Raw genomic sequence first — 26051 nt, 5'->3', positions numbered from 1 at the left:
AAAAATTAAAATTACTTTAAATACGTATTATCAATTAAAACACACTCAACGCACCTAAATAAAGGTTGCAAGATATTTAAAATAAACGTGCCAAACAATGGTTTAAACCAAAAAAAGCTGGACTCTTTAGAGCCCAGCTTTTATGATTTAGATTATAACTAATTATTTTAGTTTTTAACTAATTTATGTATAGAAACTTTTTTATCCGAAGATTCAATTTTCACTATATATACTCCGTTTGTTTTACCTGTTAAATTAATGGTTGCTTTACTTGCATCATTTCCGGTGATACTGTCTTCCAATACCACTTGACCTAACAAATTATATACCACAATAGAATATGTATCCTGAGTTGCTGGCAACTGTAAAGTGAACATTCCTTTAGAAGGATTTGGATATACCGCAAGACCTTCTATTTGGTTTTCTTTTACCGCAAGTACTGGACTATTGGTTACATTAAAGTTATCAAACCAAATTCTAGTTCCATATCCTGACGTATTTTTAATCTTAAGCAATACATTAGACTGATTTTTAACTACACTAAGATCTACGGTTTCTTTTCTCCAATCAGAGTCTTTAGTTGGTACCCAAGTATTTGTTTCATTAACATCTGCTGTAGCTTTGTCATCTTGAATTATTGGGTTTGCAGTTTGTAGCTGTAATTGATTTTTGGAGTAAACATTAGTCCAGGTTACACCACAGTCAGAAGAAACAAGTATGTCTATTTTGTCTGGAGCTGGTACTGGTGTTACATCAAAAGCATTTAAGTATTGCGTATACCCTAAGTCAAAATGAAAATAAGGAGTTGCCGCTGTAGTCAAATCTAATGGCTTTAATATCAATTCATCAATTAAATCCGTTGGAGCATCTGCATTATTAATAACCAAACAATTAGAATCTCCTTTTCCGGTTAGAGTGCTTTTTTCCCAGGTAATAACATCCCCATCCAAATTAGCGATTTGCCAGTCTGTTATAGGAAATACACCACTGAAGTTTTCTTGAAATGGTAAAGCACTTTTACCTTTTATAACTACCGCGTTTGTTTTGGTCATGGTTGTCCCAGTACCATAATTGTTTGTAGCCACCAAAGTAACATTGTAGCTTCCTGCATTAGGATACACTACAGAAGGGGTTTTACTTGTAGACGTAGCTGGCGTTCCTCCTGGAAATGACCAAGCCCATGAGGTTGGTTCCCCGAAAGAAGTGTCCGAAAATTTAACTGGCAAACCACTACATACTAATTCGCTGGTAATTACAAAATCCGAAAGCGGTTTTTCTTTGCTATCAAAAGTAAGTTTTAAATTATCAATCCAAACTCTTGAACCATATCCTGAGGTATTTACTAATTTAATTAAAACATTAGCACTCCCTTTAAAGCTGGATAATGAAATTCTTTCTGTTCTCCAATCCGATGCTGTAGCAGGAATCCAGTCATTTGGTTTTGTACTTACTGCGGTTTCAAGAACAGTGTGTGTTTTTGAATATACCTTTGTCCAAGTTAAACCACAATCTTTTGAAGCCAAAACATCCAAAACATCCGGACTATCTTTATCAAATTTAGCGTAGGCTACATCAAATGAAAAATCCGTAACTCCTACTGACATATTTAATGGCCGTAACATAATTTCGTCCACATCTCCAGTAGCGTTATCTGCATTGTTCATAATCATACATGAAGAAGAATTGTTCCCGGCAGCGGTACTTTTCTCCCAAGTTAAATTACTTTTGATGTTGGTTATTTCCCAACCTGCTGGAGGGAAAACTCCTTCAAATCCTTCTGTAAATGACGTCCCTACAGGAGTAGCCACCACTACAAAATTAGATTTAACGGATGTAGTACCTGTTCCAGCACCATTGCTAGTAGTCAAAGAGACTGCATAAGCACCTTGGGCATTATAGGTTACAGATGGATTTTGACTAGTTGACGTAGCTGGTGTTCCCCCTGGAAATGACCAAGACCAACTTGTTGGATTTCCTGTGGTACCATCTTTAAAAGGCACTACAATACTTGCGCAATTTGTTTTTGTTACACTTGCAGAAAAATCTGATACTGGTGTAGCGCTCTGTACGATTGCAACATTTACGTTATCAATCCATATACGTGTTCCGTATCCTGAAGTGTTTTTGAAACGAATTGTAACGTTTGGATTACCAATATACGGTGCTAAATTAATTACTTCTTTTCTCCAGTTAGAAGCAACTGTTGGCTTCCAAGCGTTAGACATATCAGTAGGAACATTTGCTGTTTCTAAAAGAGTATGGGTTTTAGAATACACAGAAGTCCAAGTAGAACCACAATTAGTAGAAATTTCTACGCCTAAAATATCTGGACTTGCGTCATCAAATTTAGTGTAGGCAACATCAAAAAATAACTGGCTATTAACACCATTGGTCAAGTTATAATACGGCAATTGTATGTAATCTAACTCACCAGCTACAGCATTATCGCTATTATTCATAACCATACAAGATGTATCGCCATTACCAACATCGCTTCGTTTAGCCCATTCAATTCCTGCATCTGGATTGGTTATTAACCAGCCATCAGGTGGGAAAATTCCAGAGAAAGTTTCCACTAAATTTACATTAGATTTTTGACCTACTTTTATATGACCGGCTATGGTTTTGGTGTCGTTTCCAACAGCATTAGTAACCGTTAGTGTAACAGCATAGTTCCCTGCAGTTGCATAAGTAACTGTTGGGTTGATAGCTGTTGAAGTAGCTGGAGTACCTCCTGCAAATGTCCATGATCTAGATACTGGTAAACCCGTAGAAACATCCTTAAATGTTACGGTTTTGTTTGCACAAATAGCTGTAGTGCTTGTTTTAAAACTAGCAACCGGCTTAGAAGCCAAAACTCCTACAGCAACTAAGTTACTTGTTTGCCATAGCGCACGTCTAGAATATTTAGCTACAGAGCTATCATCTAACCAAAAAGTCATTGCGTTGGTTTGGTCTTTAGTAAACATAGCCTGACAATCTACATTGTAGTCCATTAAGTTTTCATAATTTGCGATTACACCACAGGTATTCACTGCGGATAAATTACAACCAAAACCAGATGTTGTTGGAGGGGTATCTGCCATACCATCATTAATAGGATCACAATCATCTTGAAAAGTATGCTGCAAACCAAAATAATGACCAAACTCATGAGACATTTCTTTTGCAAATTGAAAACTGGCATCAGACCCACCAGTTGTACCTATATACCTATGATTAAAAGTAACGTGAGGAACCACATCTTGAACCGGCAAAAAAGCATGACCAGATGCAAAAGCACCTTGACCTGGGTTTGGTTCATCAACAACAACAATGTCTAAATAAAACTTACCCTTTTTTCCGTAATACATATAGTCATATATTCTGGAATCATATCCATCTACTATATGTGCTTCAGGATGCCAGTTCATACCTGGTGTTTCTAATAAATTACCATCTGGATCAATTGTTGCCGCAACAAACTGAATATCCATTTTGCTTTTTACAGCATTAAATCGAGGGTCTGTAGTATTGTATCCTGGATACAAACCATTAAAATCTTTGTTACACACATCCAGCGCATCGTCGATCCTACTTTTCATTTGCGCCTTAGTAAATGTTTTTTGAATGTTTGAACCATCATTCAAAATATGAAATACTACTGGTATTACATACGTAGTAGCAGCAGTCTTGTTAGCAAGTTTTGCCTTTTTAGCAACGTCAATTTTAGGCAAAGCCCGTCTAAAAGACTCTTGCTCTTTAGCAGAAAGTTTCGTTCCGCAACCAATAGTTTTTTGGGCAGAAAGATTAAAAGTAAAGACTGTTAAGAAAACAATCAGTAAGCAGTATTTTTTTTTCATAAAAATTTGGGGTTAGTTTATTTTAAAAAAACATCAAAAAATAAATTTATTCAAAAGAAAATACACTGATTTTTTTTAAAATTCATTTAAATAGTTAACATTAATTACTAATTTGATAAAATAACAAAAAATTAACACATGATTATTACTTCATATTACCCATTACTAATAATATATTAACCAATTTAAAGCATTTCTGTAATTATTTAACACAACAATACTTTTTTAGCTAAATTAGACGTAAAAAAAAGCAGAATAGAGGTTTTCTATTCTGCTTTTTTTGGGATAAAAATAATTTTATTCTAATTGCATTAGCTGTTCAATAGCATCAATTTCAATTGGAAGTGCGGCCGATAAATTAATACTTCCGTTCTCGGTTACTAAATAATCATCTTCCAAACGGCATCCAATCCCTTCTTCTGGGATATATATTCCTGGCTCGCAGGTCAATACCATTCCTTTTTGAAAAGGCTTGGAATACAAACCAACATCGTGCACATCCAAACCTAAATAGTGTGCAGTACCGTGCATAAAATATTTTTTATACGCTGGGTTATCTGGATCCTGATTTGCTATTTCTTCTGGAGTGATTAACCCTAATTTTACTAATTCTTTTTCTACAAGTTGCGCCATTTGCAACTCATATTCTTTAGGCAAAACTCCTGGTTTTAACAATTTAGAACCTTCCTTTAAGCAATACAGCACAGATTGGTAAACCGCTCTTTGACGTGGACTGAAAACACCGTTTACAGGCACGCAACGGGTGGTATCCGAATTGTAATTGCCATAACAGACTCCAAAATCAATCAAAACCATTTCATTATCCTTACATACAGTATGGTTGGTATTGTAATGCAACACACAGGCGTTTTTTCCAGATGCTACAATAGGCTTAAAGGCATGTCTGGTTGCACCATTTTGGATATAATTATAAGCAAGTTCTGCCTCTAGCTCATATTCGTAAAGGTTGGGTTTCATGGTTTGCAGTACGCGTTCAAATCCTTTAACACTGATTGCGATTGCTTTTTTTATGCATTCTACTTCTTCTGTAGATTTAATTGGTCTTAGCTCTCGGGTTATTTTTGCAACACGATCGTACTGATGTAATGGGTACTTTTGTTTACACCACTTTATCATTCTATCTTGTCTGGTTTCCATTTGTGAGGTTACTCTTTTAAGATGCTCATTATGGCCTAGGTAAATTGTATCTGCTTCAAATGCAAAAAGCTGTATTGTTTTTTCAAATTCATGCGTCCACTTTACGTTTTTAACACCCGATATAAGAGTCACTTGTTCTTTGGTCAAAAAATCGCCATCCCAAAGCAAGGTGTTTTCATTAACTTCTTTTACAAATAAAATAGCTTGATTCTCGGGTTTGTAAGCGTCTGGATAAAGAACCAATATGGTCTCATCTTGATCTATTCCGGATAGATAAAACAAGTCATTATTTTGCGCAAATGCCATAACATCATCCGCATTGTTTGGCATGGTGTCATTGGATGCAAGAATGGCTAAACTGTTGCTTTGCATTTTGTCTGCAAATCGTTGTCTATTATTTATGAATAAAGAATTGGGTATAGACTCGTATCTCATGTATTTTAAATTTGAAACATTTTAGTATCTACTGATAAGGATTTTCCTGAAATAATCTCCGTAACCAGTTTAGCTGTAGCTGGCGCCAAACTTAAGCCCATCATTGCATGACCAGTTGCTATGGTTAGGTTTTTTATTTTTTTATCTCTTGTAATTATTGGCATTCCAGAAGGAGTACATGGTCTAAATCCAAACCAAGTATCTGCAACCTTAGGCATTTTTACGTGCATATCTGGATAAAAATCATTGATGCTGGTTATTATTCCTTGCAATCTACTGGCATTAATCTTAGTATCTCCGGTATGGGTGATTTCCATGGTTCCTCCAAAACGGATGTCTTTGTCCATTGGAGTTACCGCAACTTTTCCTTCGCATAAAATAGCCGGAATAGCTGGTTTTTGTTTTTCATCCTTCAAGGTAAAGCTATATCCTTTTCCGGGCAATATGGAGATCGAAATATCTAATTTCTTGGCAAGAACAGGACTCCATGCCCCAGTAGCTAACACTACTTCATCGGCCAAAAAGTCTCCTTTGTCTGTAACAATTTTTGCAATTTTATCTCCCTGAAAAGTAAAATCTTTTACGGAGGTATTTTTGTGAATACTAACTTGCATTCTAACCAATTCTTCTTTTATAAATTGAAGAAATTTTTGTGGGTATAAATGGGCATCACTTTTATAATGCACTGCTCCTATGGCATTGGTTTTGGTTCCGGTTTCTAAAACAGCTACTTCTGCCTTAGAAAGAAAATCTACCTCAAGCCCCAAACGCTCCGCTTCTTTACCTTCGTGATGCATTTCTTCGGCTACCTTATCGGTTTTGTAAAGCATCAAAAGCCCTTTTTCTTCGTAAAAAAAAGAATCATTTATTTTTGCAAAATCTTGATACAACTCCTTACTCAATAACGACAAATCTCGCAAAGCGGGCATGGCTTTTTGCACATGATTTAAATTTGCATGTTTATAAAACTGCAAACCCCATTTTATTAAATCTGTACTTAAGCGTGGTTTTACATAAAAAGGACTTTGACTATCAAACATCCATTTCATACCCTGTGCAATCATTCCTGGCTGTGCCAATGGAATTATGTGCGATGGAACAATCATTCCTGCATTTCCGTATGAACATCCATCATCCATACTGGACTCATCATATACACTAACCTCATATCCTTCTTTTGCAAGATAATAAGCAGTACACAAACCAATGATTCCACCCCCAACAATACCTACTTTTTTCATTAGATTTTGAATTAATTAAAAATTTATTGGCAAGACAGATGCCTCACCAATAAATTTATTTTTTATTTTATTTTATTTTTTATTTAAATAACTTGAAAACCATGTGCGTAAGGATCGTCTTCATCAATAATTATGTTATTGTATCCGTAAACTTTGGCCCATCCTTGGATGCTTGGAACAATGGCTGGAATGTCTCCAATACTGGTTTCCTCTACCACTCTACCAACAAATTTACTACCAATATAACTTTCGTGAATAAAATCTTCGCCCATTTTTAATTTCCCTTTGGCATGCAATTGTGCAATTCTTGCCGAAGTTCCTGTTCCGCATGGCGAACGATCGATTGCTTTGTCTCCATAAAAAACAGCATTTCGGCCTGATGATGTTGGATCCAAAGGAGTCCCTGTCCATAACATATGGGTTACATCTCGGATGGTGTCGTTTTCAGGATGAATAAAATAATCCGGGTATTTTTGGTTGATCAACTTGCGTACCTCTTGACTGAATTGAATAATTTTACTTGCCGTAAAATCTTGAATTCCTGAAAAATTGGTTTGTGGATCTACAATTGCGTAGTAGTTTCCTCCATAGGCCACGTCAAAAACAATCTCTCCTAATTCCGGACATTCTATAGTCAATCCTTCGGCAGCAAGATAGGATTTTACATTTACTAATCGTACCCAATCTACTTTGCGTCCGGTTTGTTGGTATTCTATATTTACCAATCCTGCAGGCGCTTCCATTTTAATTTTTCCAGGGATTTTTGGATTTACTAGTCCTTCCTCTATGGCAATTGTAATGGTCCCTATAGTTCCGTGTCCGCACATTGGCAAACAACCGGAGGTTTCAATAAATAAAATCCCAAAATCATTCTCTGGATTGCTTGGCGGATACAAGATGCTTCCACTCATCATGTCATGACCGCGTGGTTCAAACATCAATCCTTTTCTAATCCAGTCAAATTCTTTCAAAAAATGCTGGCGTTTTTCGCTCATATTAGCTCCTACCAAATTAGGACCACCACCAGCCACTACTCTTACAGGGTTTCCGCAAGTGTGTGCATCTACACAAAAAAAAGTTTTTCTAAGCATTATTTTATTGGAGATTTTGTTGCACTATTATTTACCATACGCAATATTTGTAATGGGTTTTCATTTTGTAATTCTAATGGCAATAATTCATTTGGCCAGTTTTGGTAGCTAAATGGTCTTACCCAACGGTATACAGCATCAATTCCTACTGCAGTAAATCTAGAGTCTGATGATGCAGGGTATGGTCCTCCGTGTATCATGGATGGACACACTTCTACTCCGGTTGGAACACCATTAAAAATCAAACGTCCTACTCTATTTTGCATAGCAGCAACTACGTCTTGGTGTTGTTCTAACTCCTTTGCTTCGCCAATAATAGTTCCGGTTAATTGCCCGTCTAATTGCGCAATAACGGCAACCAATTCTGCTTGGTTTTCACATTGTACAATTATAGAAAACGGTCCAAAAACTTCGTGACTCAACGTTTTGTTTTCCAAAAATGTTCTTCCATCTACAGTCAATACCGTTTGTGCTCCGTAGTTAGGCGCAACATCTCCTTGGTATTGTGCTACTTTAGAAACTCCTGGTTGGGCACTCATTTTTTGAGCTCCGTCTTCAAAACCAGATTGCATCGATGGGTGCAACATACAACTTGGCGCAATTTTTTCGATAGCAGTTGCCAATTCTTCTGAAAACTTGGTTAATGCAGCTCCTTTAATACCAATTAACAACCCTGGATTGGTACAAAATTGACCTGCTCCTAGTGTAATAGAACCAGCATAAGCATTGGCCCATTTTTCACTGTTTTCTGTTAAAGCATTTGGCAAAAGTACCACTGGATTTACACTACCCATCTCTGCAAAAACAGGAATAGGCTCCGGACGTTGTGCCGCTAAATCAAATAACGCTCTTCCACCACGGATACTTCCGGTAAATCCTACTGCTTTCACTAAAGGATGCTTCACCAAACTAGCTCCTAATGTTGTTCCACCTCCAATAAGGTTAGAAAAAACACCTTCTGGCATGTTGGTTTTTTGAGCCGCTTTAATAATTGCAGAAGCAACCATCTCACCGGTACCGATGTGCATAGAGTGGCTCTTTACAATAACTGGGCAACCTGCCGCTAGAGCTGAAGCAGTATCTCCTCCTGCTGTAGAGAATGCAAACGGAAAATTACTTGATCCGAAAACCACAACAGGCCCTAGGGGAGCAAATATTTTTCTTAAATCTTCTTTTGGTGCCGGTTGTCTGTCTGCAATTGCAGTATCAATAGTTGCTTTAACCCAACTTCCTTCGGTAAGCATGTCTGCAAAAGAACGCAATTGTCCAATCATTCTGCCACGCTCCCCTTCTGCTCTTCCTCTTGGAAAACCAGACTCGCTAGAATATTGCGTAAGCAAATCATCTCCTAAGGCTAAAATTTCATCTGCTATTGCATTTAAAAAAGTAGCTTTTTCTGAGCCAGAACATTTTTTATAAGTAGCAAACGCCTGATTGGCTAAAGTAACCGTTTCTTCTATTTCGTCTTGAGTTGCTTCTGTAAAAACCCAAGGATTTTCCTTATTTAGCTGTGGATTAAACGTTTTGAATGTTTTGCTTCCACTTGCCTTAAGTTGGCTTCCTATATAATTTTTCCCTGTAATCATGTATGTTTATTTTTAGTTATTATTATTTTTGCAATATCCGAAAAAGAATGTTAGAAACCCAATCGGACACCTGCGCTATTCTAAATTTTTATCGTCTGGCAAGGTTGGTTTTGTATGCATTGCTTTTTGCAAAGATTACCAAAACGCTTTCTCTCTCAACTCCCTGATATGATACTATGAATTTCCGTATCAAATACTGTTGCAACCACTGCAAATTGGATCTTTTGAACTTAAGGCGCATTAATTTTTAAAAAAAGTTAGAGACACCTTCCATTTTTACCGTTTGTGTTACCAATTTTCTTTTTTGTACAACTCTGATCCGCAGTAAATTTAGTTGTAACTGCTTGCACTACACCTAGGCATAAAACAGTAATAAATATTATTTTTTTATATTAGTCCAAAATTATTAAGAAACCACGACGTATTGCTTTAAAAAATTACCATAAAGCAATACTATATTACCAAATATAAAGACAAAGATACAAAAATATAAGAATATAACATCATTTTTATACCAAAACCCAACAAATCTAATACTAACTAACCTAACCAACCATGAAGATTTTTCCGTTTAAAATTCCTAAATCTGGAGAAGATCCACTGATTTATCAAGAAGATATTGAAAAAAGTTTTTACGACAAGCTACACCAGCACGAAGAAATCCAGATTAGCTTTATAGAAAAAGGAGCTGGATCTATTTTTGCAGCAGATACTATCTCCGAATACCACGAAGGAGATGTTTTAGTGATTGGCAGCAACTTACCGCATGTTTTTAGAAGCGATGTTAAAGAAAATGAAACTTCTATAATGCGTAGTCTTTTTTTTACATTTAACTCCTTTGGGAAAGATTTTTTTGATTTACCTATTTTTAAAACCATTCATCCTTTTTTGGAAGACAGTAAAAACGGGTTTATCATTCATAATACTCCAAAAAGAGTGGTCAAAAATTTTAAAAAATTATCCACATCAGATGAATACACCCGATTTATTTTATTTCTGGAAATCGTCCAATGGCTTGCCACTTCAGATAACGAACCGCTATCCAATTATTTGTACAACAAAAAAATAACCGACAATGAAGGCAAGAGAATGCAAAACGTTTTTGAATACGTAATGAACAATTTTCATAAAAACATTACCCTAGACGAAATTGCCTCGATAGCCAGCATGACCAAAAATGCCTTTTGCAGGTACTTTAAAGTACGTACCAACAAATCTTTTTTTCAGTTTTTAATAGAAGTTCGTATTGAAAGAGCCGCAAAACTACTCTCTACCAATGCCGAATTATCTGTATTAGAAGTAGCCGAATTATGTGGATTTAACAATATTTCTAATTTTAACCGAAAATTCAAAGAATTAAAACAACTCACCCCACTACAATACAAAAAAATTAATTTATAACCCCCAACCCGTCTCTAAACACGCACCATCACTACCATGAAAATTGTTTTTGCATCTAATAATACCAACAAAATAGCCGAAATACAATGGTTACTGCCAGAATACATCCAGCTATTGAGCCTTAAAGATATTGGCTGTAACGAAGAAATTCCAGAAACCGCAACAACCATAGAAGGTAACGCCATACTAAAGGCTAATTATGTGACCCAAAATTACGGCTATACTTGTTTTGCCGACGATACAGGCCTTGAAGTAGAAGCCTTAAACGGTGCTCCAGGGGTGTTTTCTGCCAGATATGCCGGCGAACAAAAAAACACCCAAGATAACATGGACAAACTGCTGCTAGCCCTAGCTACTCAAAACAACCGAAAAGCCCAATTTAAAACCATAATTGCCTTAAACCTTAACGGCACACAAACCCTCTTTAGTGGCATTGCCAAAGGAAATATCACAACCGAAAAATCTGGCAATAATGGATTTGGGTATGACCCTATTTTTCAACCAGAAGGATATTCTGAAACCTTTGCAAGTTTAGACATTGCTGTCAAAAATAAAATAAGCCACCGCAGCATCGCAGTACAAAAATTAATTTCTTTTTTGAAAGACCAAAAATAATCCCCGCGAAGAGATCTGTTTTATTGCAAAATTTTAAAATAAACACCTAAAATAAGAGACTAATTTTAAAACCAACGCTTCTGGCACAAAACTACCGAAGCATAACTTTCTGATTATCAAATACTATTAAATATTTAAATCTTAAAATAGCATTAGTTTATATCAATTATTTAGAGTAATTTTGCACCCTATTTAAAAATACATATGAATAAATTTGAACAATTAGGATTGAGTGAATCGTTACTGAAAGCGATTTTAGATCTAGGATTTGAAAATCCGAGCGAAGTACAGGAGAAAGCGATTCCCCTATTATTGGAAAAAGATACAGATATGGTTGCGTTGGCTCAAACAGGGACAGGGAAAACGGCAGCTTTTGGTTTTCCAGTTATCCAAAAAATTGATGCCAACAACAGAAACACTCAGGCATTAATTTTATCTCCAACGCGTGAGTTATGTTTGCAGATTACTAACGAACTTAAAAACTACTCTAAATACGAGAAAGGTATTAATGTGGTAGCAGTTTACGGCGGGGCTAGCATTACAGAACAAGCAAGAGACATCAAGAGAGGAGCACAAATTATTGTAGCAACTCCAGGAAGAATGCAAGACATGATCAATAGAGGTTTGGTAAACATTACCCAAATTAACTATTGTATTTTGGATGAAGCGGATGAAATGTTAAACATGGGATTCTATGATGACATTGTTAACATACTATCTACAACACCAGATGAAAAAAACACCTGGTTATTCTCTGCAACAATGCCTGCTGAAGTAGCACGTATTGGAAAACAATTCATGACCGACCCTGTAGAAGTAACCGTAGGAACAAAAAACTCTGGTTCGTCTACCGTTTCGCATGAATTTTATCTTGTAAACGCTCGGGATCGTTACGAAGCCTTAAAACGTTTAGCAGACTCTAATCCGGATATCTTTTCGGTAGTTTTTTGTCGTACCAAAAGAGACACACAAGCTGTTGCCGAAAAATTAGTAGAAGATGGGTATAGCGCTGCTGCATTGCACGGAGATTTATCTCAAGCACAACGAGATGGCGTTATGAAATCTTTTAGAGGAAGACAAATACAAATGCTTGTTGCTACAGATGTAGCTGCTCGTGGTATTGATGTAGATAATATTACACACGTAGTAAACTACCAACTTCCAGACGAAATAGAAACCTACAACCACCGTTCTGGACGTACAGGACGCGCTGGAAAACTAGGAACTTCTATCGTAATTGTTACTAAAAGTGAATTGCGTAAGATTTCTTCAATTGAAAGAATTATCAAACAAAAATTTGAAGAAAAAACAATTCCTTCAGGAATTGAAATCTGCGAAATCCAATTATTACACTTAGCTAATAAAATCAAGGATACAGAAATAGACCACGAAATTGACAACTACTTGCCTGCTATTAACAGCGTTTTAGAGGATTTATCCAAAGAAGAGTTAATCAAGAAAATGGTATCTGTAGAATTTAACCGTTTTATTGCATACTACAAAAAAAACAGAGATATTTCGAGCCAATCGGGAGAAAGACGCGAACGCGACGACAGAGATGGCGCCTCAAGAGGCAACAGCAGCGATGGTGCTACTAGATACTTTGTAAACATTGGTTCTAGAGATAACTTTGACTGGATGTCTTTAAAGGATTATCTAAAAGAAACCCTAGATTTAGGACGTGATGACGTTTTTAAAGTAGACGTAAAAGAAGGTTTTTCATTCTTTAACACAGAGCCAGAACATACTGATAAAGTAATGGAAATATTGAACAACGTACAGCTAGAAGGCCGTCGTATCAATGTAGAAATCTCTAAAAATGACGGTGGCGGAAGACGCGACCACAACGGAAGAAATTCTGGTGGTGGATTTGGCGGAAGAAGCTCTGGAGGAAGAAGAGAAGGTAGTTTTGCTCCAAGACGTGAAGGTTCTGGAGGTGGATTTAGATCCGACAGAAATTCTGCACCTAGAGAAGGCGGTTTTAGATCCGATAGAAACTCCGGACCAAGAGAAGGTGGTTTTGGAGGAAGAAGTTCTGCTCCAAGAGGAGAAGGTGCTTCGGATAGATCTCCTAGACGTTCCGAAAGTTTTGGGGACTCACCTAGACCAAGAAGACCAAGAAGAGACTAACATCTATTGTTAATTTTCTTATAATAATACTAAGAAACTACAAAATATTTAATCCTGATTTATTACTTTTAAAGTCTTAAATCAGTTTATGAAATATTTTGTAGTTTTCTTTTTTTTAACCTTATCGGTAATTAGTAACGCCCAGATTGTAAGTTCTTCTGAAAAAGTGTCTGGCTACATATATAACGACAACACCAAGCTTCCTTTAGCCAACGTAAACGTTCTAAATATCAACAAAGTAAGAGGAGCCAGAACAGATGTTTCGGGCTATTTTGAAATTGATATTCAACCCACGGATACCCTCCATTTATCCTTATTAGGCTTCCAATCCTTGAGAGTCAAGGTTACTAATGACTGGATAAAAAATAAAATCGCTAAGATATACCTTACCGAAAAAGCCATTGCTTTAGAAGAGGTTGTAATCCGACCCTTCAATCTGACTGGCTACCTAGAGGTAGATTCCAAAACCATACCAATAAACGAAAATTATAGATACAGTATTTCTGGGTTAACCCATGGCTACGAAGCAGGAGGCTACTCTCCAGATGCTTTCGGACGTGTATTGGGCTCTATATTTAACCCTGCAGATATGCTTTATAATTTTTTTGGCAAAAATCCTAAAGAGCTCAAAAAACTCAAAGAAATGAAGAAAGACGATACAGTACGAAACCTACTAGAATCTAAATTTGACAGAGAAACCATTGCTGTTCTTTTGGGTATTGACAAAAAAGAAATTGCCGAGATACTACAACGCTGTAATTATTCGGAATCTTTTATACAAACTGCAAATGACTTGCAAATTATGGACGCCATTAGCGGCTGTTATGAAGAGTATAAAATACTTAAGAAATAAAAAAATACTGTCTTTATTTTTAAAATTCGATCTTATTTTATATCCAAAGCAACGTATTGTAGCGCTTTTTAAAATAATAAATCGATAGAGCTACAGAATATTAGCTACATTTACTCCCGCATAAAAAAGTAACCAAACCTTAATTATCATGGCAAAAAGTCAAGACGCAAAAAAAACGGCAAAGAAAGAACCTCTTAAAACAGCCAAAGAAAAGAAAGAAGAAAAAAGAGAAAAGAAAAACGCTCCCAAAAGAGATTAAATCCTTTAAATAACAAACCCTCGTTTATTGCTAAACGAGGGTTCTTTATAGTGGTAATAATTGTTCTATTTTTGTTGTTTTAACGGAATATTTGCTAAAACTTCTACTAAAAACTTCCAAAATTTTTGAGAAGACGAAATACTCGCTCTTTCATCTGGTGAATGTGCACCATGAATGGTTGGTCCAAAAGAAATCATATCCATATCCGGATAATTACTTCCTAAAATTCCACACTCTAAACCAGCGTGACAAGCCACTACTCTAGGCTTCTCTCCTATTTGTTTTTCATAAATAGATGCCAAAACATCCATTATTTCTGATTCTGAATTAGGAGTCCAACCTGGATAAGCTCCAGATAATGCTACCTCACAGCCCATCAATTCAAAAGCAGAACGCAAGCTGTTTGCTAAATCATATTTTGAAGTCTCTACAGAGGATCGTGTCAAACACTCTACAGACAAATTACCTTCCCCTAGCACTACCTTAGCAATGTTGTTCGAAGTTTCTACTAAATTATCAAAATCCGTGCTCATGCTATACACGCCGTTATGCGCAGCATACATGGCTCTAACGAAATAAAATTGAGCAATAGAAGGCATTACCAACTCTGGTGTGCTGTCTAACTTTTCAAAAACAACTTCAAGATTAGGCTCTGTAGTTTTTAATTCGGCTTTGATTTCGTTTACAATTTGTTGCATGTCAAAAACAAAAGCTTCGTCATACACCTGTGCTATAATTACTGTGGCTACACTTTCTCTAGGAATAGCGTTGCGCAAACTGCCTCCTTTTATTGCTGCAATTTGCAAACCAAAATTATCAAAACCATCAAACAATAAGCGGTTCATGATCTTGTTGGCGTTTCCGAGTCCTTTGTGGATATCCATTCCGGAGTGCCCTCCTTTTAGTCCTTTTACGGTTATTGTATACCCTACAGACCCCTCAGGAGTTGGCTCTTGGTTGTATTCTGCAGTTGCTGTAACATCAATACCACCTGCACATCCAATATCAATTTCATCGTCTTCTTCGGTATCTAGGTTCAATAAAATTTCTCCCTGAAGGATTCCTCCTTTTAGGTTTAAAGCACCAGTCATTCCAGTTTCTTCATCTATGGTAAATAAGGCTTCAATAGCTGGATGCGCAATAGTGGTACTTTCTAAAACTGCCATAATAGCCGCAACTCCTAGCCCATTATCCGCCCCTAATGTAGTCCCTTGGGCGCGTACCCAATCTTGATCTACATACATTGCTATCCCTTGGGTATCAAAATCAAAAACGGTATCCCCATTTTTTTGGTGTACCATATCCAAATGCCCTTGCATTACAATTGCTTTGCGGTTTTCCATGCCTGGAGTGGCTGGTTTACGAATGATTACATTCCGAATGTCATCTTCAAAGGTTTCTAAACCAAGGCTTTCGCCAAAGTTTTTCATGAAGGCAATAACGCGGTCTTCTTTTTTGGAAGGGCGTGGCACGGCATTCAAATCAGCAAACTTGTTCCAAAGTACTTTTGGTTCTAAATTTCTTATCTCTTGACTCATTTATTGTTATTTGAAGTTTAACATTTTTAAAGTTCAAAGTTACAAAGTTTAAATTCTTTTTCGGTACTAATTGATATTGTAATTATATTTACAGCACTTAAATGTTAGCTTTGAAATCCAAATACTTTTTTTCTGTTTTTTTACTAATACAAATTGCAGCCTTGCAGCTGCTTTCGTACTATCCTAAATTTGTGGAGCAATATTATAGCATTGGCATCTACCCGCATGTTGCGCTATTTTTGCGAAAGTGTTATGGTCTATTGGGTTTTTCGGTGGGAGATTGCCTGTATATTGGCCTGTTTTGCTTTGTACTTTATTGGTTTTGGACACAACGCAAGCAATGGCACACTAGATGGCAAGAAAATGGTTTAAAAATACTTGGTTTTTGGTCCGTGGGCTACTTTTGGTTTCATGCCTTGTGGGCTTTAAATTATTATCGGGAGCCTTTGTTTGAAAAAATGAATATCAACAAAGAATATACCCCTACGGAATTGCTTGTTTTTACCAACAAAATAATTTTAAAAACCAATAACCTCCACAAGTTGCTGAACAGCAATCCAAACCTAAAGGTGGTTTACCCATATTCTGAGGAGCAAACTTTTGCAAAGGCGTTAAATGGCTACCAAAAGGCAGCAGTGGTCTATACTGGTTTTGAGTTCTTGACATTGAGCACCAAAAAATCCTTAGTAAGTCTGCCGTTGAGCTATATGGGGTTTAGCGGTTATTTAAATCCATTTACTAATGAGGCACAGCTAAATTATTTGATTCCAAAATATGGATTACCAGCTACTGTAACCCATGAAATGGCGCACCAAATAGGATATGCTAGTGAGAGCGAATGTAATTTTATTGGGTTTATGGCTGCGATACAAAATGAGGACTTGTATTTTAAATATTCTGGCTATACGCTTGCTTTAAAATATTGTTTGAGCCAAATCCGAGCACAAGATCCTGTAGCCCATAGCGCATTATTAAAAACTATTACTCCTGGGATTTTGAAAAATTTTGAAGAAAACCAGCAGTTCCAAAAGCAATACCAGAGCTATATCCAGACTGCATTTGAAGTTTTTTATGACCAGTATTTAAAGGCTAACCAACAAAAGGAAGGAATCGATAGTTATAGCAAGTTTGTGGGTTTGCTGGTCAATTATTACAAAACAAAACCACTTAGCTAACCATCTAGACAACTGCCGTTATCTCAGACCAAACACTACCACCAACCAACGAGTACAAATCAAGGATTGATGGCGGCATTGGTGCCTTGTTTTTAATTATATTTCGTCACTAGTAAAACTGGTAAAACTTCTTTTTTTATACGGACGGATTATGAGCCTTCCTTCTCTATCAAAACGAATGTAGTTGTACACCCAGTTTAAAAAAACTACTGCTTTGTTCTTGAAACCAATTAGCGAGAATAAATGTACAAACATCCAAACAAACCAAGCAAATACACCACTAAAATGGTAATTTGGCAAATCTACAACTGCTTTGTTACGGCCTATGGTTGCCATGGATCCTTTGTCATGATATATAAATGGTTTTAGGGGTTTTTGGGCTATTAATTTGATTAAATTCTGCCCCAATAATTCTCCTTGTTGTATGGCTGGCTGGGCCATCATGGGGTGTCCTTGTGGGTATTCTGGGCTTTCCATTACTGCAATATCCCCTATGGCAAATAGGTTGTTGTATCCTTTTACTTGATTGTAGGAGTTCACTCGGATACGGGCGGCTCTTTGCACTAAGGATGCTGCATCTATACCAGCAACTAATGCTCCCTCTACTCCTGCTGCCCAAATTAGGGTGGCTGTTTCAAAAATCTGGTTGGTGTTTGTAGTAATGGTGCGGCCATCGTAATTGGTGACCCGAAGGTTTTTCCAAATTTTCACACCTAGGCTTTCCAAAAATTTCTCTGCTGCTAGTGAGGATTGTTCGCTCATGCCGTTCAAGATGCGGTCTCCGCTTTGAATGAGGTTGATTTCCATTTTGGCAATATCCAAATCTGGATAGTCTTTCTGTAGGATGGCTTTTTTCATCTCGGCTAATGCGCCTGCTAGTTCTACTCCTGTTGGGCCTCCTCCTACTAACACAAAGTTGATGAGACTGTTTTTTTCGGCTTGGTCTTGTGTGAGTACTGCTTGTTCAAAATTTTCGAGGATGAGACTTCGGATGTTTAACGATTGGGGTATGGTTTTCATGGCCATACTGTGTCTTTCGATGTCTTTGTTCCCAAAAAAATTGGTTTTGGACCCGGTGGCTAGCACCAGATAATCATAGCTTAGGTCTCCTATTTCGGTAATTATTCTGTTGTTGGCAGTGTCTATTTCTTGAACAGAGGTTAGCCGGAAATAGCAGTCTTCGTATTCTTGAATTACTTTGCGTATGGGATATGCTATGGAGCCTGCCTCTAGACCTCCGGTGGCTACTTGGTATAATAAGGGCTGAAAAGTGTGGTAGTTGTGCTTGTCTAAAAGTACTAGTTGTACTTGTTGGTTTTTGAGTTGTTTTGCCAAAGCAATTCCGGCAAAACCACCGCCTAGGATTACAATTCTTGGGAGTGGGGAATGGGGTATGTTCATGGTGCTATTCTTGGCTTGGGTTGTTTTTTCAAATATACAATCTTCTGGTTTTAATCAAAGGCTATGGGATATAAAATATCTTGGGCGAGTCTAGGTTTTAGAACTACGAACTTACAAAAATAGCCCCGATGGCAACGGAAATCCTCCCGTTTTTTTGCGGGAGATTGTAGTGTACAGCGGGACGACTCTTGGTTTAAAAAGCCGAACTTTATGCTCCAAATTTAAAAAAGTGCGCTACTTTGTAACAAATTTGGGTTTTAGTCCACTAATGTATATATGAGTAAAAATCAGGAACATTTGTTTGTGCAACAGCTTCAGGCCAATCAGAATATAATCCATAAAATATGTAGATTGTATACCGATGGGCAAGATGCGCATCAGGATTTGTTTCAAGAAATCACCATCCAGTTATGGAGGGCTTTCCCAAAGTTTAGAGGGGAGAGCAAGTTTTCTACCTGGGCCTATCGGGTGGCTTTGAATACGGCAATTACTTTGTACCGAAAAAACAAACGCACTGTTGCTACGGTTGCGTATGAGAGTAGGATCCATTTTACGAAAGAAATAGAATACAATTATGAGGAGGAGGAACAAATAAAACTGCTGTATAAGGCGGTGTACCAACTCAATGATATTGAAAAGGCTTTGGTATTTATGTATCTAGAAGATAAAGATTACCGAGAGATTGCTGCAACTTTAGGCATTAATGAAGGAAATGCGAGGGTGAAGATGAACCGCATAAAGAGGAAATTAAAAAATGTATTAAATCCGTAGGGAATATGAAAGAGCTGGATTTATTGAAAAAAAATTGGAAGCAACGCGAAGATTCTTTTGCGCAACTTACCGAATTGGAGATTTACCAAATGCTGCATAAAAAATCTGCTTCTATTGTGCGGCGTATTTTGATTATCAGTATTTTGGAGGTTGTTTTTTGGACTTTGGTGGGTTTTGGTTTTAATACCGATACGTATTTTGAATCTGTTAATCTATCCAATTGGTCCCTTGTTTTAGAAGCGTTAACGTATTTTAATTATGGGGTTATTTTGGTTTTTGTGTATGTATTGTATACCAACTATACGCAAATAAATACCACCCTAGCCACCAAGGAGTTGCTGGGCGCTATTTTAAAAACCCGAAAAACGGTGCAGTATTATGTCTATTACAATTTGGCTTGGGTGCTTGTTAGTTTGCTTATAGGCTTTGGGATTGGTGTTTTTTATAACTCGGAGGTAGCTAGTTTGAGTTACAAAATGGCCAACAACAGGGGTTTTCTGCTGCTTATGCTTGGGGTTGCTATAGGCACAATGGCGGTGTTTTTGGGATTTTTCTGGCTGTTTTACAAAATTCTGTACGGTAGTTTGCTAAAGGGGTTGCTCCAAAATTATCATGAATTAAAAAAGATAGACTTGTAGTGGTGTTGTTCTTTTTTTTAGCAAAAACCCCAGCAGTTGAAAATATGCTGCTGGGGTTGTGTGGTATAACTAAGGTAGCCATAATGGGGTTTAATAACTCCACTTACGGAGTTTGTTTAGTTTTTCTTGCTCTTGTAGCTCTTCTTTCGGAATTACTTTTAAAAAGGATGGGTGCTGCTCTATGGCAAATTCTACTTTTTCGACAATGGCGTCAATGCTATCGTTTTGATAATCTATTGCTAAGGGTTCTTTGATGATAAAAGATTGTAAGATTCCTTTCTTTTTGATGCGCAATCCTTTTTTGTCAAAAGACCGACGGAAACCGTCTATAACGATAGGCACTACAATTGGTTTATGCTCTTTGATGATGTGTGCGGTGCCTTTGCGTACTGGTTTGAAAGATTTGGTGGTGCCTTGCGGAAAGGTAATTACCCAACCGTCATTCAGGGCTATTTTGATGCTCTGGGTGTCCTGGGGATTTACTTCTTTTTTGGTTGCAACATCTACTCCTTTTTCTCTCCAGGTACGCTCCACCGAAATAGCTCCTGCATAGGCCATAATCCGAGTTAGGATGCCTGCCTGCATGGTTTCTTTTGCGGCAACGTAATACAAATTCATCTTGGGGCGCCACAAGTAACCAATGTTTTTTATGGAGTTTTCTCTGCCTTTTAAACTGGCATTAAAAACATGAAACATAGCCACTACATCTGCAAAATACGTTTGGTGGTTGGATATAAAGAGTACGTTGGTATCTGGCAGATTGCGCAAAATTTCAGATCCTTCAATTTGCAATTCATTAAAACCTCTATAGCGTCTGTGTGTGGCAGCACCAAAAATTCTAATTAAAATACGTTTTAAAAACAGAATGTGGCCAAAAGGATTTCTTTGAAATAATCCCATAAAATTAGGTGTTAATTGCTTCGTTTGAACTACAAACTTACGCAATTTATTGTTAAGACAAATCCCAAAAAACGGATAAAACAAGCTTAAAGCCGCTGGTTTAAAGCGGTTTGTTCAAAACAGATTTTAAAACCTCTTTTAGTTCGCTCCACATCATTGCCGTTGCACCCCAAACCAGCTGATCCTTAATGGCAAAAGCAGGAACCACCACCTCATTGGCATACGAGGTGACTCGGGTGGTTTGAGTCAAGAGGGCATCACTCATAAAAACAGACAACGGCAACTCTAATATGGAGGCTACTTCTGTAGGATCTGGAACAAAACCAATTTGTTCTGTACAAATACCCAAATAAGGATGCACCATAAAATTACTTGCCGGAATATACAGGGGCGTAAATGGCCGTAGGATTTGCATCTTTTCGAGCGGCACACCCACCTCTTCTTGTGTTTCTCTCAAAGCCGTGTTGGCCAGAATTTTGTCTGCCAACTCGTATTTCCCTCCCGGAAAAGCCACCTGTGCTGAGTGCACTCCTGGATAGGTATTTCGGACAATTAAAACCAAATGAGTTACTTGCTCCTTTGGATAAAGCAACAGCATTACCGCTGCTTTTTTGGGCTGCGTATGGGGTATGTGCTCTTGCACATGCTCAAGGCGTAGTGCTGGCGCCATGATAGCATGTGCCGTGGCAGCAGGAAGCCTGGCTTGAACCAAATCTGGAACATATTTTAAAAAACATTGAAAATCCATAGGCAAAGTCTATTTTTGCAATTATAACCGCTTATAAATATCGTTTGAGGAACCATGGCACCCCATCCTCTGAACTCTAATTAAAATTAAAAAATGTACAGCAAAGAAGAAACTCAAAAATTAAAAAGAGAATTCTGGGTAGCATTCGCAGAGAAATATCCCAGAAAATGGCTGCTATATGACACTAAAATTAAAGATTTTTCTTTTAAGTTTTATGTAGATAACAAAAAAGCCCAAGTACTCATTGACATCGAACCCCGTAATGACGCCCTGCGTGCCGCCTATTTTGACCAATTAGTTGCCCTAAAAAGCATTCTGAATGACCACATCCCAGATTTAGTTTTTGAACAAAACTACACCTTAGAAAGCGGCAAAACAATCAGTAGAATATGGGTAGAAAAACAAGAGGTAAGTGTTAGCAATAGAAAATATTGGGATACTATATTTGATTTTTTTAACCAAAAAATGGATGCCCTAGAGCGCTTTTATCTTGAGTACGATGCCATAATAAAAAACATCCCAACGCTTTAAAATAATTGTTTTTTTTTAAACAACCTACAAAACGCTCCCTAAAGCTTACGCAAACAGCAAAGATTTAGGGAGCGTTTGGATTATTTATGCAACGCTCTGGGGGTTGCAATCTCAGGCAAAAACTACCTTAAAACCACCGACAAGACCACTTCTCTTCTTAATTCCTCATTAATCATTTTTACAATTTTGGCCTTTCCGTGGCTTAATTCTTCTCTCAAAACAGACGAAGTAAGCTCTACATACAACGTGGTCCCTTTTAGAACTACATTTCGGGTATAGCTATTTACCCCATTGCCCATTAAGTTGCTCCACGCCTCTTTTACATCTATTTGATCCATGCCTGGCTGCAGTTTATTTACTTTAATAATCTGTTGCAAAACTGCCCCTACTGTGCTTTGATTATTTAGTCTCTTTGCCATTTTGTGTTAGGTTTATTGGTCCTGATTTTTTGTAATGGTACTCTTTTTGGTCTGCATTTTTGCAAACTAATTCTGTGTCAGAAAGAGCCACTAATTCTTCGGTCCATTTGGCATACTGTGTGGCATAATCCAAATAAACCTTGTTTTTTTGGTACCGTACGGCTACGGTTTCAAAGGTGTTGTTCACCACAAAACTGCCATCCAATTGCGGCATTACCTTTTTTCGGATGCCTTTATTTTTGGTGATTTTAAAATAATCATAGCTCGTATTGCCTTGATAACCCTTGTCTTCTCCAGTTTCAAAAACAACTTTTTCAATTTCCCAATATCCATTTATTTTATGAAGATCCTCCGGTTGTATCTTTTGCTGACAAGCTGCAAACAAAACACAGAGCAACATTATTTTTAAACTATTTTTCATATACCTATTTTTCTTCCTGTACCTATTTTTTTTGGAGCTATTTCCTGCTTTACATTACAATCTTTTTGATCGCCAAAAAAGGCGCTAAAAAAGGATTTTCATTGCAATCAGGGCTATAGAATGCTGTTTTAAAGCATGCCCAATCTACCAAGCAAAGTTACTCTTTATAAAAGGCAAAAAAAACAAAAAACTAATGGATTTTGGTATTTTAATACCCTCTTTAAAAGCGCTACTTTATTGTATTGTATTTGGACAAACCAAGTGTCTTTTACACAAAAAAACCTCTTAAAACAGGATCTAAGAGGTTTTTTTAGTGGTTTTGCAATAAAACCGTTATTGGGATTCTAAACAAGTGTCAAAAAACAAAATCACATTCATTTTATAAAACCGATAAGCCGCAAAATGTTCTTCAATATCTGCTCTAAACTTAGTATGGTTGTTTAAATAAAACGTTTCGCATTGTACGTCATCACACTCCTTGATGTTTTCTAATTTGTTGACAAACTCGGTGAGATTGTTGTAGTAGGTTTCGTTTATTTCTTTGACGTTATTTAAATCCTGTATCAGACTCTCTTTTTTTTGTAAGTCGGTATGGAGGCTTTTAAAAACCGACGCAGTTAGCATTCTCTTAAAAAATAAAATTTCGATTCTAATGATGGCTACTTCTTCTTTCCAAAGTGCAATGTCTCGATCCATGAATTTCATTTGGATATCGTCAATGGTTTCGTGTTGGTAAATTAAATCTTTCATACGCTTTCTTTTTTTAACAAGTTACTTTGCTGCGTAACTTCCATGATTTCAATAACATTGGTCCCTGAAGGAAATTGCCATGTAATTTTATCGCCTTTGGCATAACCAAAAAGCGCTAGCGCCATCGGAGACAAAATAGAAATTTTATTTTGCTGAATATTGCTTTTCTCTGGAGTAACTATTTGGTAGCTTCTCTCCACATTAAAAGGGGTACTAATGCGCACCACAGAGTTAAAACGTATAACATCCTGAGGCATTGCATCATACGAAATTTGTTTGGCAGTGAGCAACTCTAATTTTAGCTTTTTTAAAGAATCTCTATAAATTTTGTCCTCTTGACTACGAGTACTCGCTATGGTTTGCATCAACAAGCTGTACTCTTTCTCATCTACTATTAATTGACCGTATTTCATAACTTAGGCAGTAATTATAAACCTTTATAGTAATGGGTAGCTACTATAAAGGTTTACTTAAATTAAACAAAACAATAAAAACAACTATGGAAAAATACCTCTCTGAATGTAGGCTGTTTCAATTCTTGTAATTGCTAAGATATACGCAGCGGTTCTCCAATCCATTTTTCCTTCTAATACCACTCCTTCTACCTTATAGAATACTTCGGTTAATTTTTTATCCATTTTTTGCATCACTTCTTCTAATTGCCATAGCTCGCCGTTTCGGTTTTGCAACCACTCAAAATAACTTCCGATAACTCCTCCAGAATTGCATAAAATATCCGGTATAATGGTAATGCCGTTTTGTAGGAGTATCGCTTCTCCTTCGGTATCTATAGGGCCATTTGCTCCTTCTGCTACAAGATCTGCTTTGACTAAATAAGCATTTTCTTGGGTTATTTGGTTGCCCAAAGCAGCCGGAATCAAAATATCACATTCTAATCCAAAAAACAATTTTGGATCTATTTCTTGCGCACCCTCAAAACCTTGTATAGACCCTTTTCTTGGTTTAGAATGTTCAAACAAATCTTCAACGGCTATTCCGTTGTGATTAATAATCGTAGCATGTGCATCTTGAACAGCTAACAAAATTGCGCCGTCGTTAGTCAAAAAATGAGAGGTCCAGTACCCTACATTTCCAAAACCTTGCACAATAAACTTTTTGCCCTCTAGGGTTTCGCCTTTACTCTTGTACCACAATTTGATGGTTAAGTAAACGCCATATCCTGTAGACCTATTTCTGCCTTCTAAACCGCCTGATCCTACGGGTTTTCCGGTAACTACATGCTGGTTACGAGAACGCTCTGAGGAAGATTTAGTAGACATAAAGGTATCTACCATCCAAGCCATGGTTTGCTCATTGGTGTTAACATCAGGGGCAGGAATATCGTGTTCTGGCCCAATATTTTCGCCTAGAGCATACGTAAAACGTCTGGTAATTCGCTCCAACTCTCCTATCGAATATTCTCTAGGGTCAATCTGAATTCCTCCCTTGGCACCTCCATAAGGCAACCCAGCTAGAGAGGTTTTCCAAGTCATCCACATAGCTAATGCCTTAGCATCCTCTACATCAACAGTAGGGTGGTAACGCAAACCTCCTTTGTATGGCCCTAAAGCGTTGTTGTGTTGCACACGATATCCTGTAAAAATTTTTACTTCTCCTGTATCCATTTTTACAGGAAAATGCAGAATAATTTCGTTATTGGTAATGGATAAAATTTTTCGAATGTTTGGGTTTAAATGGATCGCATCTGCCGTTTTATTAAACTGCTGCATTACGTTATCAAACATGCTTTTTTTGGCTACTTCTTTTATAACTGTCATCTTATTTTATTGATAATGTTCACAAAAAATTTTGTTGTTACTTTGCCACATACAGTGGGTATAATGGTCACAATTGGTACAAATACTTGCATTTGCTTCGGGTATCTTAACTTCTTTTTGTTTAAAGGCTACAGCAAGGTTAAAATCAGTAGGGCTTTTTTTTCGCCTGACTTTAGAACTATAGTTCATTACGGATTTACTTAATTGATTCATTTTATTGGAGATTAATATATTTTATAAAAAACTAGTGTCTTTGGTTCCTTATAGGCAAAGGCTGTGCCAGTTAGAAATAAGCTATTCTATAAAACAACAAAACCCTCATTTACAGAGGGTTTTTAATTAATCCGAAAAACAAACATCAAAATACCAC

General features: G+C 37.0%; 23 protein-coding genes. 8 read left to right on the top strand and 15 right to left on the bottom strand.

Translation table 11 applies throughout. The features are described 5' to 3' along the window. Nucleotides 1-167: 167 nt before the first annotated feature. The 5 genes from LB076_RS06565 to LB076_RS06545 form a co-directional block, all read right to left on the bottom strand. Nucleotides 168-3842 carry a PKD domain-containing protein gene (locus LB076_RS06565; RefSeq protein WP_070786750.1) on the bottom strand — a complete coding sequence of 1225 codons (3675 nt, stop codon included), beginning with the start codon at nt 3840-3842 and terminating at the stop codon, nt 168-170. A gap of 297 nt (nt 3843-4139) precedes the next feature. After that, complete coding sequence (locus LB076_RS06560; RefSeq protein WP_070786749.1) at nt 4140-5435, bottom strand: aminopeptidase P family protein; 1296 nt, start codon at nt 5433-5435, stop codon at nt 4140-4142. Nucleotides 5436-5440: 5 nt separating this feature from the next. Next, nucleotides 5441-6676: an NAD(P)/FAD-dependent oxidoreductase gene (locus LB076_RS06555; protein ID WP_070786748.1), complete on the bottom strand. Its 1236-nt coding sequence runs from the start codon at nt 6674-6676 to the stop codon at nt 5441-5443. 83 nt (nt 6677-6759) lie between these two features. Further along, nucleotides 6760-7767 carry a 4-hydroxyproline epimerase gene (locus LB076_RS06550; RefSeq protein WP_070786747.1) on the bottom strand — a complete coding sequence of 336 codons (1008 nt, stop codon included), beginning with the start codon at nt 7765-7767 and terminating at the stop codon, nt 6760-6762. Then, nucleotides 7767-9353 carry an aldehyde dehydrogenase (NADP(+)) gene (locus LB076_RS06545; protein ID WP_070786746.1) on the bottom strand — a complete coding sequence of 529 codons (1587 nt, stop codon included), beginning with the start codon at nt 9351-9353 and terminating at the stop codon, nt 7767-7769. The genes LB076_RS06550 and LB076_RS06545 overlap by 1 nt, the downstream gene beginning before the upstream one ends. A 555-nt stretch (nt 9354-9908) precedes the next feature. Between LB076_RS06545 and LB076_RS06540 the strand changes: the two genes are divergently transcribed. The 4 genes from LB076_RS06540 (at nt 9909) to LB076_RS06525 (ending at nt 14352) form a co-directional block, all read left to right on the top strand. Next, nucleotides 9909-10754, top strand: coding sequence for an AraC family transcriptional regulator (locus LB076_RS06540; protein ID WP_070786745.1), 846 nt, complete (start codon nt 9909-9911; stop codon nt 10752-10754). A 36-nt stretch (nt 10755-10790) separates the two neighbouring features. Continuing rightward, a complete protein-coding gene (locus LB076_RS06535; RefSeq protein WP_070786744.1) occupies nt 10791-11369 on the top strand; it encodes a non-canonical purine NTP diphosphatase in 579 nt (192 codons plus the stop codon). A 204-nt stretch (nt 11370-11573) separates the two neighbouring features. Continuing rightward, nucleotides 11574-13499 carry a DEAD/DEAH box helicase gene (locus tag LB076_RS06530; RefSeq protein WP_070786743.1) on the top strand — a complete coding sequence of 642 codons (1926 nt, stop codon included), beginning with the start codon at nt 11574-11576 and terminating at the stop codon, nt 13497-13499. 88 nt (nt 13500-13587) lie between these two features. Next, nucleotides 13588-14352 carry a carboxypeptidase-like regulatory domain-containing protein gene (locus LB076_RS06525; RefSeq protein WP_070786742.1) on the top strand — a complete coding sequence of 255 codons (765 nt, stop codon included), beginning with the start codon at nt 13588-13590 and terminating at the stop codon, nt 14350-14352. A gap of 324 nt (nt 14353-14676) precedes the next feature. Here the strand turns inward: LB076_RS06525 and LB076_RS06520 are convergent, their stop codons facing one another. Continuing rightward, a complete protein-coding gene (locus tag LB076_RS06520; RefSeq protein ID WP_070786741.1) occupies nt 14677-16149 on the bottom strand; it encodes an aminoacyl-histidine dipeptidase in 1473 nt (490 codons plus the stop codon). 110 nt (nt 16150-16259) lie between these two features. Between LB076_RS06520 and LB076_RS06515 the strand changes: the two genes are divergently transcribed. Then, nucleotides 16260-17324 carry a DUF3810 domain-containing protein gene (locus LB076_RS06515; RefSeq protein WP_232505675.1) on the top strand — a complete coding sequence of 355 codons (1065 nt, stop codon included), beginning with the start codon at nt 16260-16262 and terminating at the stop codon, nt 17322-17324. A 96-nt stretch (nt 17325-17420) separates the two neighbouring features. Here LB076_RS06515 and LB076_RS06510 read toward each other — a convergent pair whose 3' ends face one another. Next, nucleotides 17421-18725 carry an NAD(P)/FAD-dependent oxidoreductase gene (locus tag LB076_RS06510; protein ID WP_070786739.1) on the bottom strand — a complete coding sequence of 435 codons (1305 nt, stop codon included), beginning with the start codon at nt 18723-18725 and terminating at the stop codon, nt 17421-17423. A 276-nt stretch (nt 18726-19001) separates the two neighbouring features. On the opposite strand from LB076_RS06510, the gene LB076_RS06505 reads away from it, so the two are divergent. Both LB076_RS06505 and LB076_RS06500 read left to right on the top strand, forming a co-directional pair. After that, complete coding sequence (locus tag LB076_RS06505) at nt 19002-19496, top strand: RNA polymerase sigma factor (protein ID WP_070786738.1); 495 nt, start codon at nt 19002-19004, stop codon at nt 19494-19496. A 5-nt stretch (nt 19497-19501) separates the two neighbouring features. Next, nucleotides 19502-20134, top strand: coding sequence for a hypothetical protein (locus LB076_RS06500; protein WP_070786737.1), 633 nt, complete (start codon nt 19502-19504; stop codon nt 20132-20134). A gap of 90 nt (nt 20135-20224) precedes the next feature. Here the strand turns inward: LB076_RS06500 and LB076_RS06495 are convergent, their stop codons facing one another. After that, nucleotides 20225-21034 (bottom strand): lysophospholipid acyltransferase family protein, encoded by an 810-nt coding sequence (locus LB076_RS06495; RefSeq protein ID WP_070786736.1) that lies wholly within the window; start codon nt 21032-21034, stop codon nt 20225-20227. A gap of 100 nt (nt 21035-21134) precedes the next feature. Then, nucleotides 21135-21782, bottom strand: a complete 648-nt coding sequence (locus LB076_RS06490) for an NUDIX hydrolase (RefSeq protein WP_070786735.1) — start codon at nt 21780-21782, stop codon at nt 21135-21137. Between the two features lie 93 nt (nt 21783-21875). Between LB076_RS06490 and LB076_RS06485 the strand changes: the two genes are divergently transcribed. Beyond that, nucleotides 21876-22313, top strand: coding sequence for a DUF4268 domain-containing protein (locus LB076_RS06485; protein WP_070786734.1), 438 nt, complete (start codon nt 21876-21878; stop codon nt 22311-22313). A gap of 122 nt (nt 22314-22435) precedes the next feature. Here the strand turns inward: LB076_RS06485 and LB076_RS06480 are convergent, their stop codons facing one another. The 6 genes from LB076_RS06480 to LB076_RS06450 form a co-directional block, all read right to left on the bottom strand. Next, nucleotides 22436-22732 (bottom strand): DciA family protein, encoded by a 297-nt coding sequence (locus LB076_RS06480; RefSeq protein ID WP_070786815.1) that lies wholly within the window; start codon nt 22730-22732, stop codon nt 22436-22438. Then, complete coding sequence (locus LB076_RS06475; RefSeq protein WP_070786733.1) at nt 22713-23153, bottom strand: lipocalin family protein; 441 nt, start codon at nt 23151-23153, stop codon at nt 22713-22715. Before LB076_RS06475 ends, LB076_RS06480 begins: the two co-directional genes overlap by 20 nt. A gap of 333 nt (nt 23154-23486) precedes the next feature. Continuing rightward, nucleotides 23487-23903, bottom strand: a complete 417-nt coding sequence (locus LB076_RS06465; RefSeq protein WP_070786731.1) for a hypothetical protein — start codon at nt 23901-23903, stop codon at nt 23487-23489. Next, nucleotides 23900-24316: a GreA/GreB family elongation factor gene (locus LB076_RS06460; protein WP_070786730.1), complete on the bottom strand. Its 417-nt coding sequence runs from the start codon at nt 24314-24316 to the stop codon at nt 23900-23902. The genes LB076_RS06465 and LB076_RS06460 overlap by 4 nt, the downstream gene beginning before the upstream one ends. A gap of 84 nt (nt 24317-24400) precedes the next feature. Beyond that, nucleotides 24401-25681 carry a Glu/Leu/Phe/Val family dehydrogenase gene (locus LB076_RS06455; RefSeq protein ID WP_070786729.1) on the bottom strand — a complete coding sequence of 427 codons (1281 nt, stop codon included), beginning with the start codon at nt 25679-25681 and terminating at the stop codon, nt 24401-24403. A 6-nt stretch (nt 25682-25687) separates the two neighbouring features. Beyond that, nucleotides 25688-25894 carry a hypothetical protein gene (locus LB076_RS06450; protein ID WP_070786728.1) on the bottom strand — a complete coding sequence of 69 codons (207 nt, stop codon included), beginning with the start codon at nt 25892-25894 and terminating at the stop codon, nt 25688-25690. Nucleotides 25895-26051 lie beyond the last annotated feature (157 nt).

The organism is Flavobacterium crassostreae (assembly GCF_001831475.1).
Lineage (GTDB): Bacteria > Bacteroidota > Bacteroidia > Flavobacteriales > Flavobacteriaceae > Flavobacterium > Flavobacterium crassostreae.
Note: the sequence above shows the minus strand (reverse complement) of the source record. Positions and strands in the feature narration are given on the sequence as shown.

What these genes read in the sequence shown, in the direction of transcription:
- LB076_RS06485 (WP_070786734.1), top strand. Translation starts at nt 21,876, where the DNA reads ATGTACAGCAAAGAAGAAACTCAAAAATTAAAAAGAGAATTCTGGGTA.
- LB076_RS06465 (WP_070786731.1), bottom strand. Translation starts at nt 23,903, where the DNA reads ATGAAAGATTTAATTTACCAACACGAAACCATTGACGATATCCAAATG.
- LB076_RS06500 (WP_070786737.1), top strand. Translation starts at nt 19,502, where the DNA reads ATGAAAGAGCTGGATTTATTGAAAAAAAATTGGAAGCAACGCGAAGAT.
- LB076_RS06480 (WP_070786815.1), bottom strand. Translation starts at nt 22,732, where the DNA reads ATGGCAAAGAGACTAAATAATCAAAGCACAGTAGGGGCAGTTTTGCAA.
- LB076_RS06495 (WP_070786736.1), bottom strand. Translation starts at nt 21,034, where the DNA reads ATGGGATTATTTCAAAGAAATCCTTTTGGCCACATTCTGTTTTTAAAA.
- LB076_RS06565 (WP_070786750.1), bottom strand. Translation starts at nt 3,842, where the DNA reads ATGAAAAAAAAATACTGCTTACTGATTGTTTTCTTAACAGTCTTTACT.
- LB076_RS06545 (WP_070786746.1), bottom strand. Translation starts at nt 9,353, where the DNA reads ATGATTACAGGGAAAAATTATATAGGAAGCCAACTTAAGGCAAGTGGA.
- LB076_RS06455 (WP_070786729.1), bottom strand. Translation starts at nt 25,681, where the DNA reads ATGACAGTTATAAAAGAAGTAGCCAAAAAAAGCATGTTTGATAACGTA.
- LB076_RS06540 (WP_070786745.1), top strand. Translation starts at nt 9,909, where the DNA reads ATGAAGATTTTTCCGTTTAAAATTCCTAAATCTGGAGAAGATCCACTG.
- LB076_RS06520 (WP_070786741.1), bottom strand. Translation starts at nt 16,149, where the DNA reads ATGAGTCAAGAGATAAGAAATTTAGAACCAAAAGTACTTTGGAACAAG.
- LB076_RS06560 (WP_070786749.1), bottom strand. Translation starts at nt 5,435, where the DNA reads ATGAGATACGAGTCTATACCCAATTCTTTATTCATAAATAATAGACAA.
- LB076_RS06530 (WP_070786743.1), top strand. Translation starts at nt 11,574, where the DNA reads ATGAATAAATTTGAACAATTAGGATTGAGTGAATCGTTACTGAAAGCG.
- LB076_RS06535 (WP_070786744.1), top strand. Translation starts at nt 10,791, where the DNA reads ATGAAAATTGTTTTTGCATCTAATAATACCAACAAAATAGCCGAAATA.
- LB076_RS06460 (WP_070786730.1), bottom strand. Translation starts at nt 24,316, where the DNA reads ATGAAATACGGTCAATTAATAGTAGATGAGAAAGAGTACAGCTTGTTG.
- LB076_RS06525 (WP_070786742.1), top strand. Translation starts at nt 13,588, where the DNA reads ATGAAATATTTTGTAGTTTTCTTTTTTTTAACCTTATCGGTAATTAGT.
- LB076_RS06505 (WP_070786738.1), top strand. Translation starts at nt 19,002, where the DNA reads ATGAGTAAAAATCAGGAACATTTGTTTGTGCAACAGCTTCAGGCCAAT.
- LB076_RS06550 (WP_070786747.1), bottom strand. Translation starts at nt 7,767, where the DNA reads ATGCTTAGAAAAACTTTTTTTTGTGTAGATGCACACACTTGCGGAAAC.
- LB076_RS06490 (WP_070786735.1), bottom strand. Translation starts at nt 21,782, where the DNA reads ATGGATTTTCAATGTTTTTTAAAATATGTTCCAGATTTGGTTCAAGCC.
- LB076_RS06555 (WP_070786748.1), bottom strand. Translation starts at nt 6,676, where the DNA reads ATGAAAAAAGTAGGTATTGTTGGGGGTGGAATCATTGGTTTGTGTACT.
- LB076_RS06475 (WP_070786733.1), bottom strand. Translation starts at nt 23,153, where the DNA reads ATGAAAAATAGTTTAAAAATAATGTTGCTCTGTGTTTTGTTTGCAGCT.
- LB076_RS06450 (WP_070786728.1), bottom strand. Translation starts at nt 25,894, where the DNA reads ATGAATCAATTAAGTAAATCCGTAATGAACTATAGTTCTAAAGTCAGG.
- LB076_RS06510 (WP_070786739.1), bottom strand. Translation starts at nt 18,725, where the DNA reads ATGAACATACCCCATTCCCCACTCCCAAGAATTGTAATCCTAGGCGGT.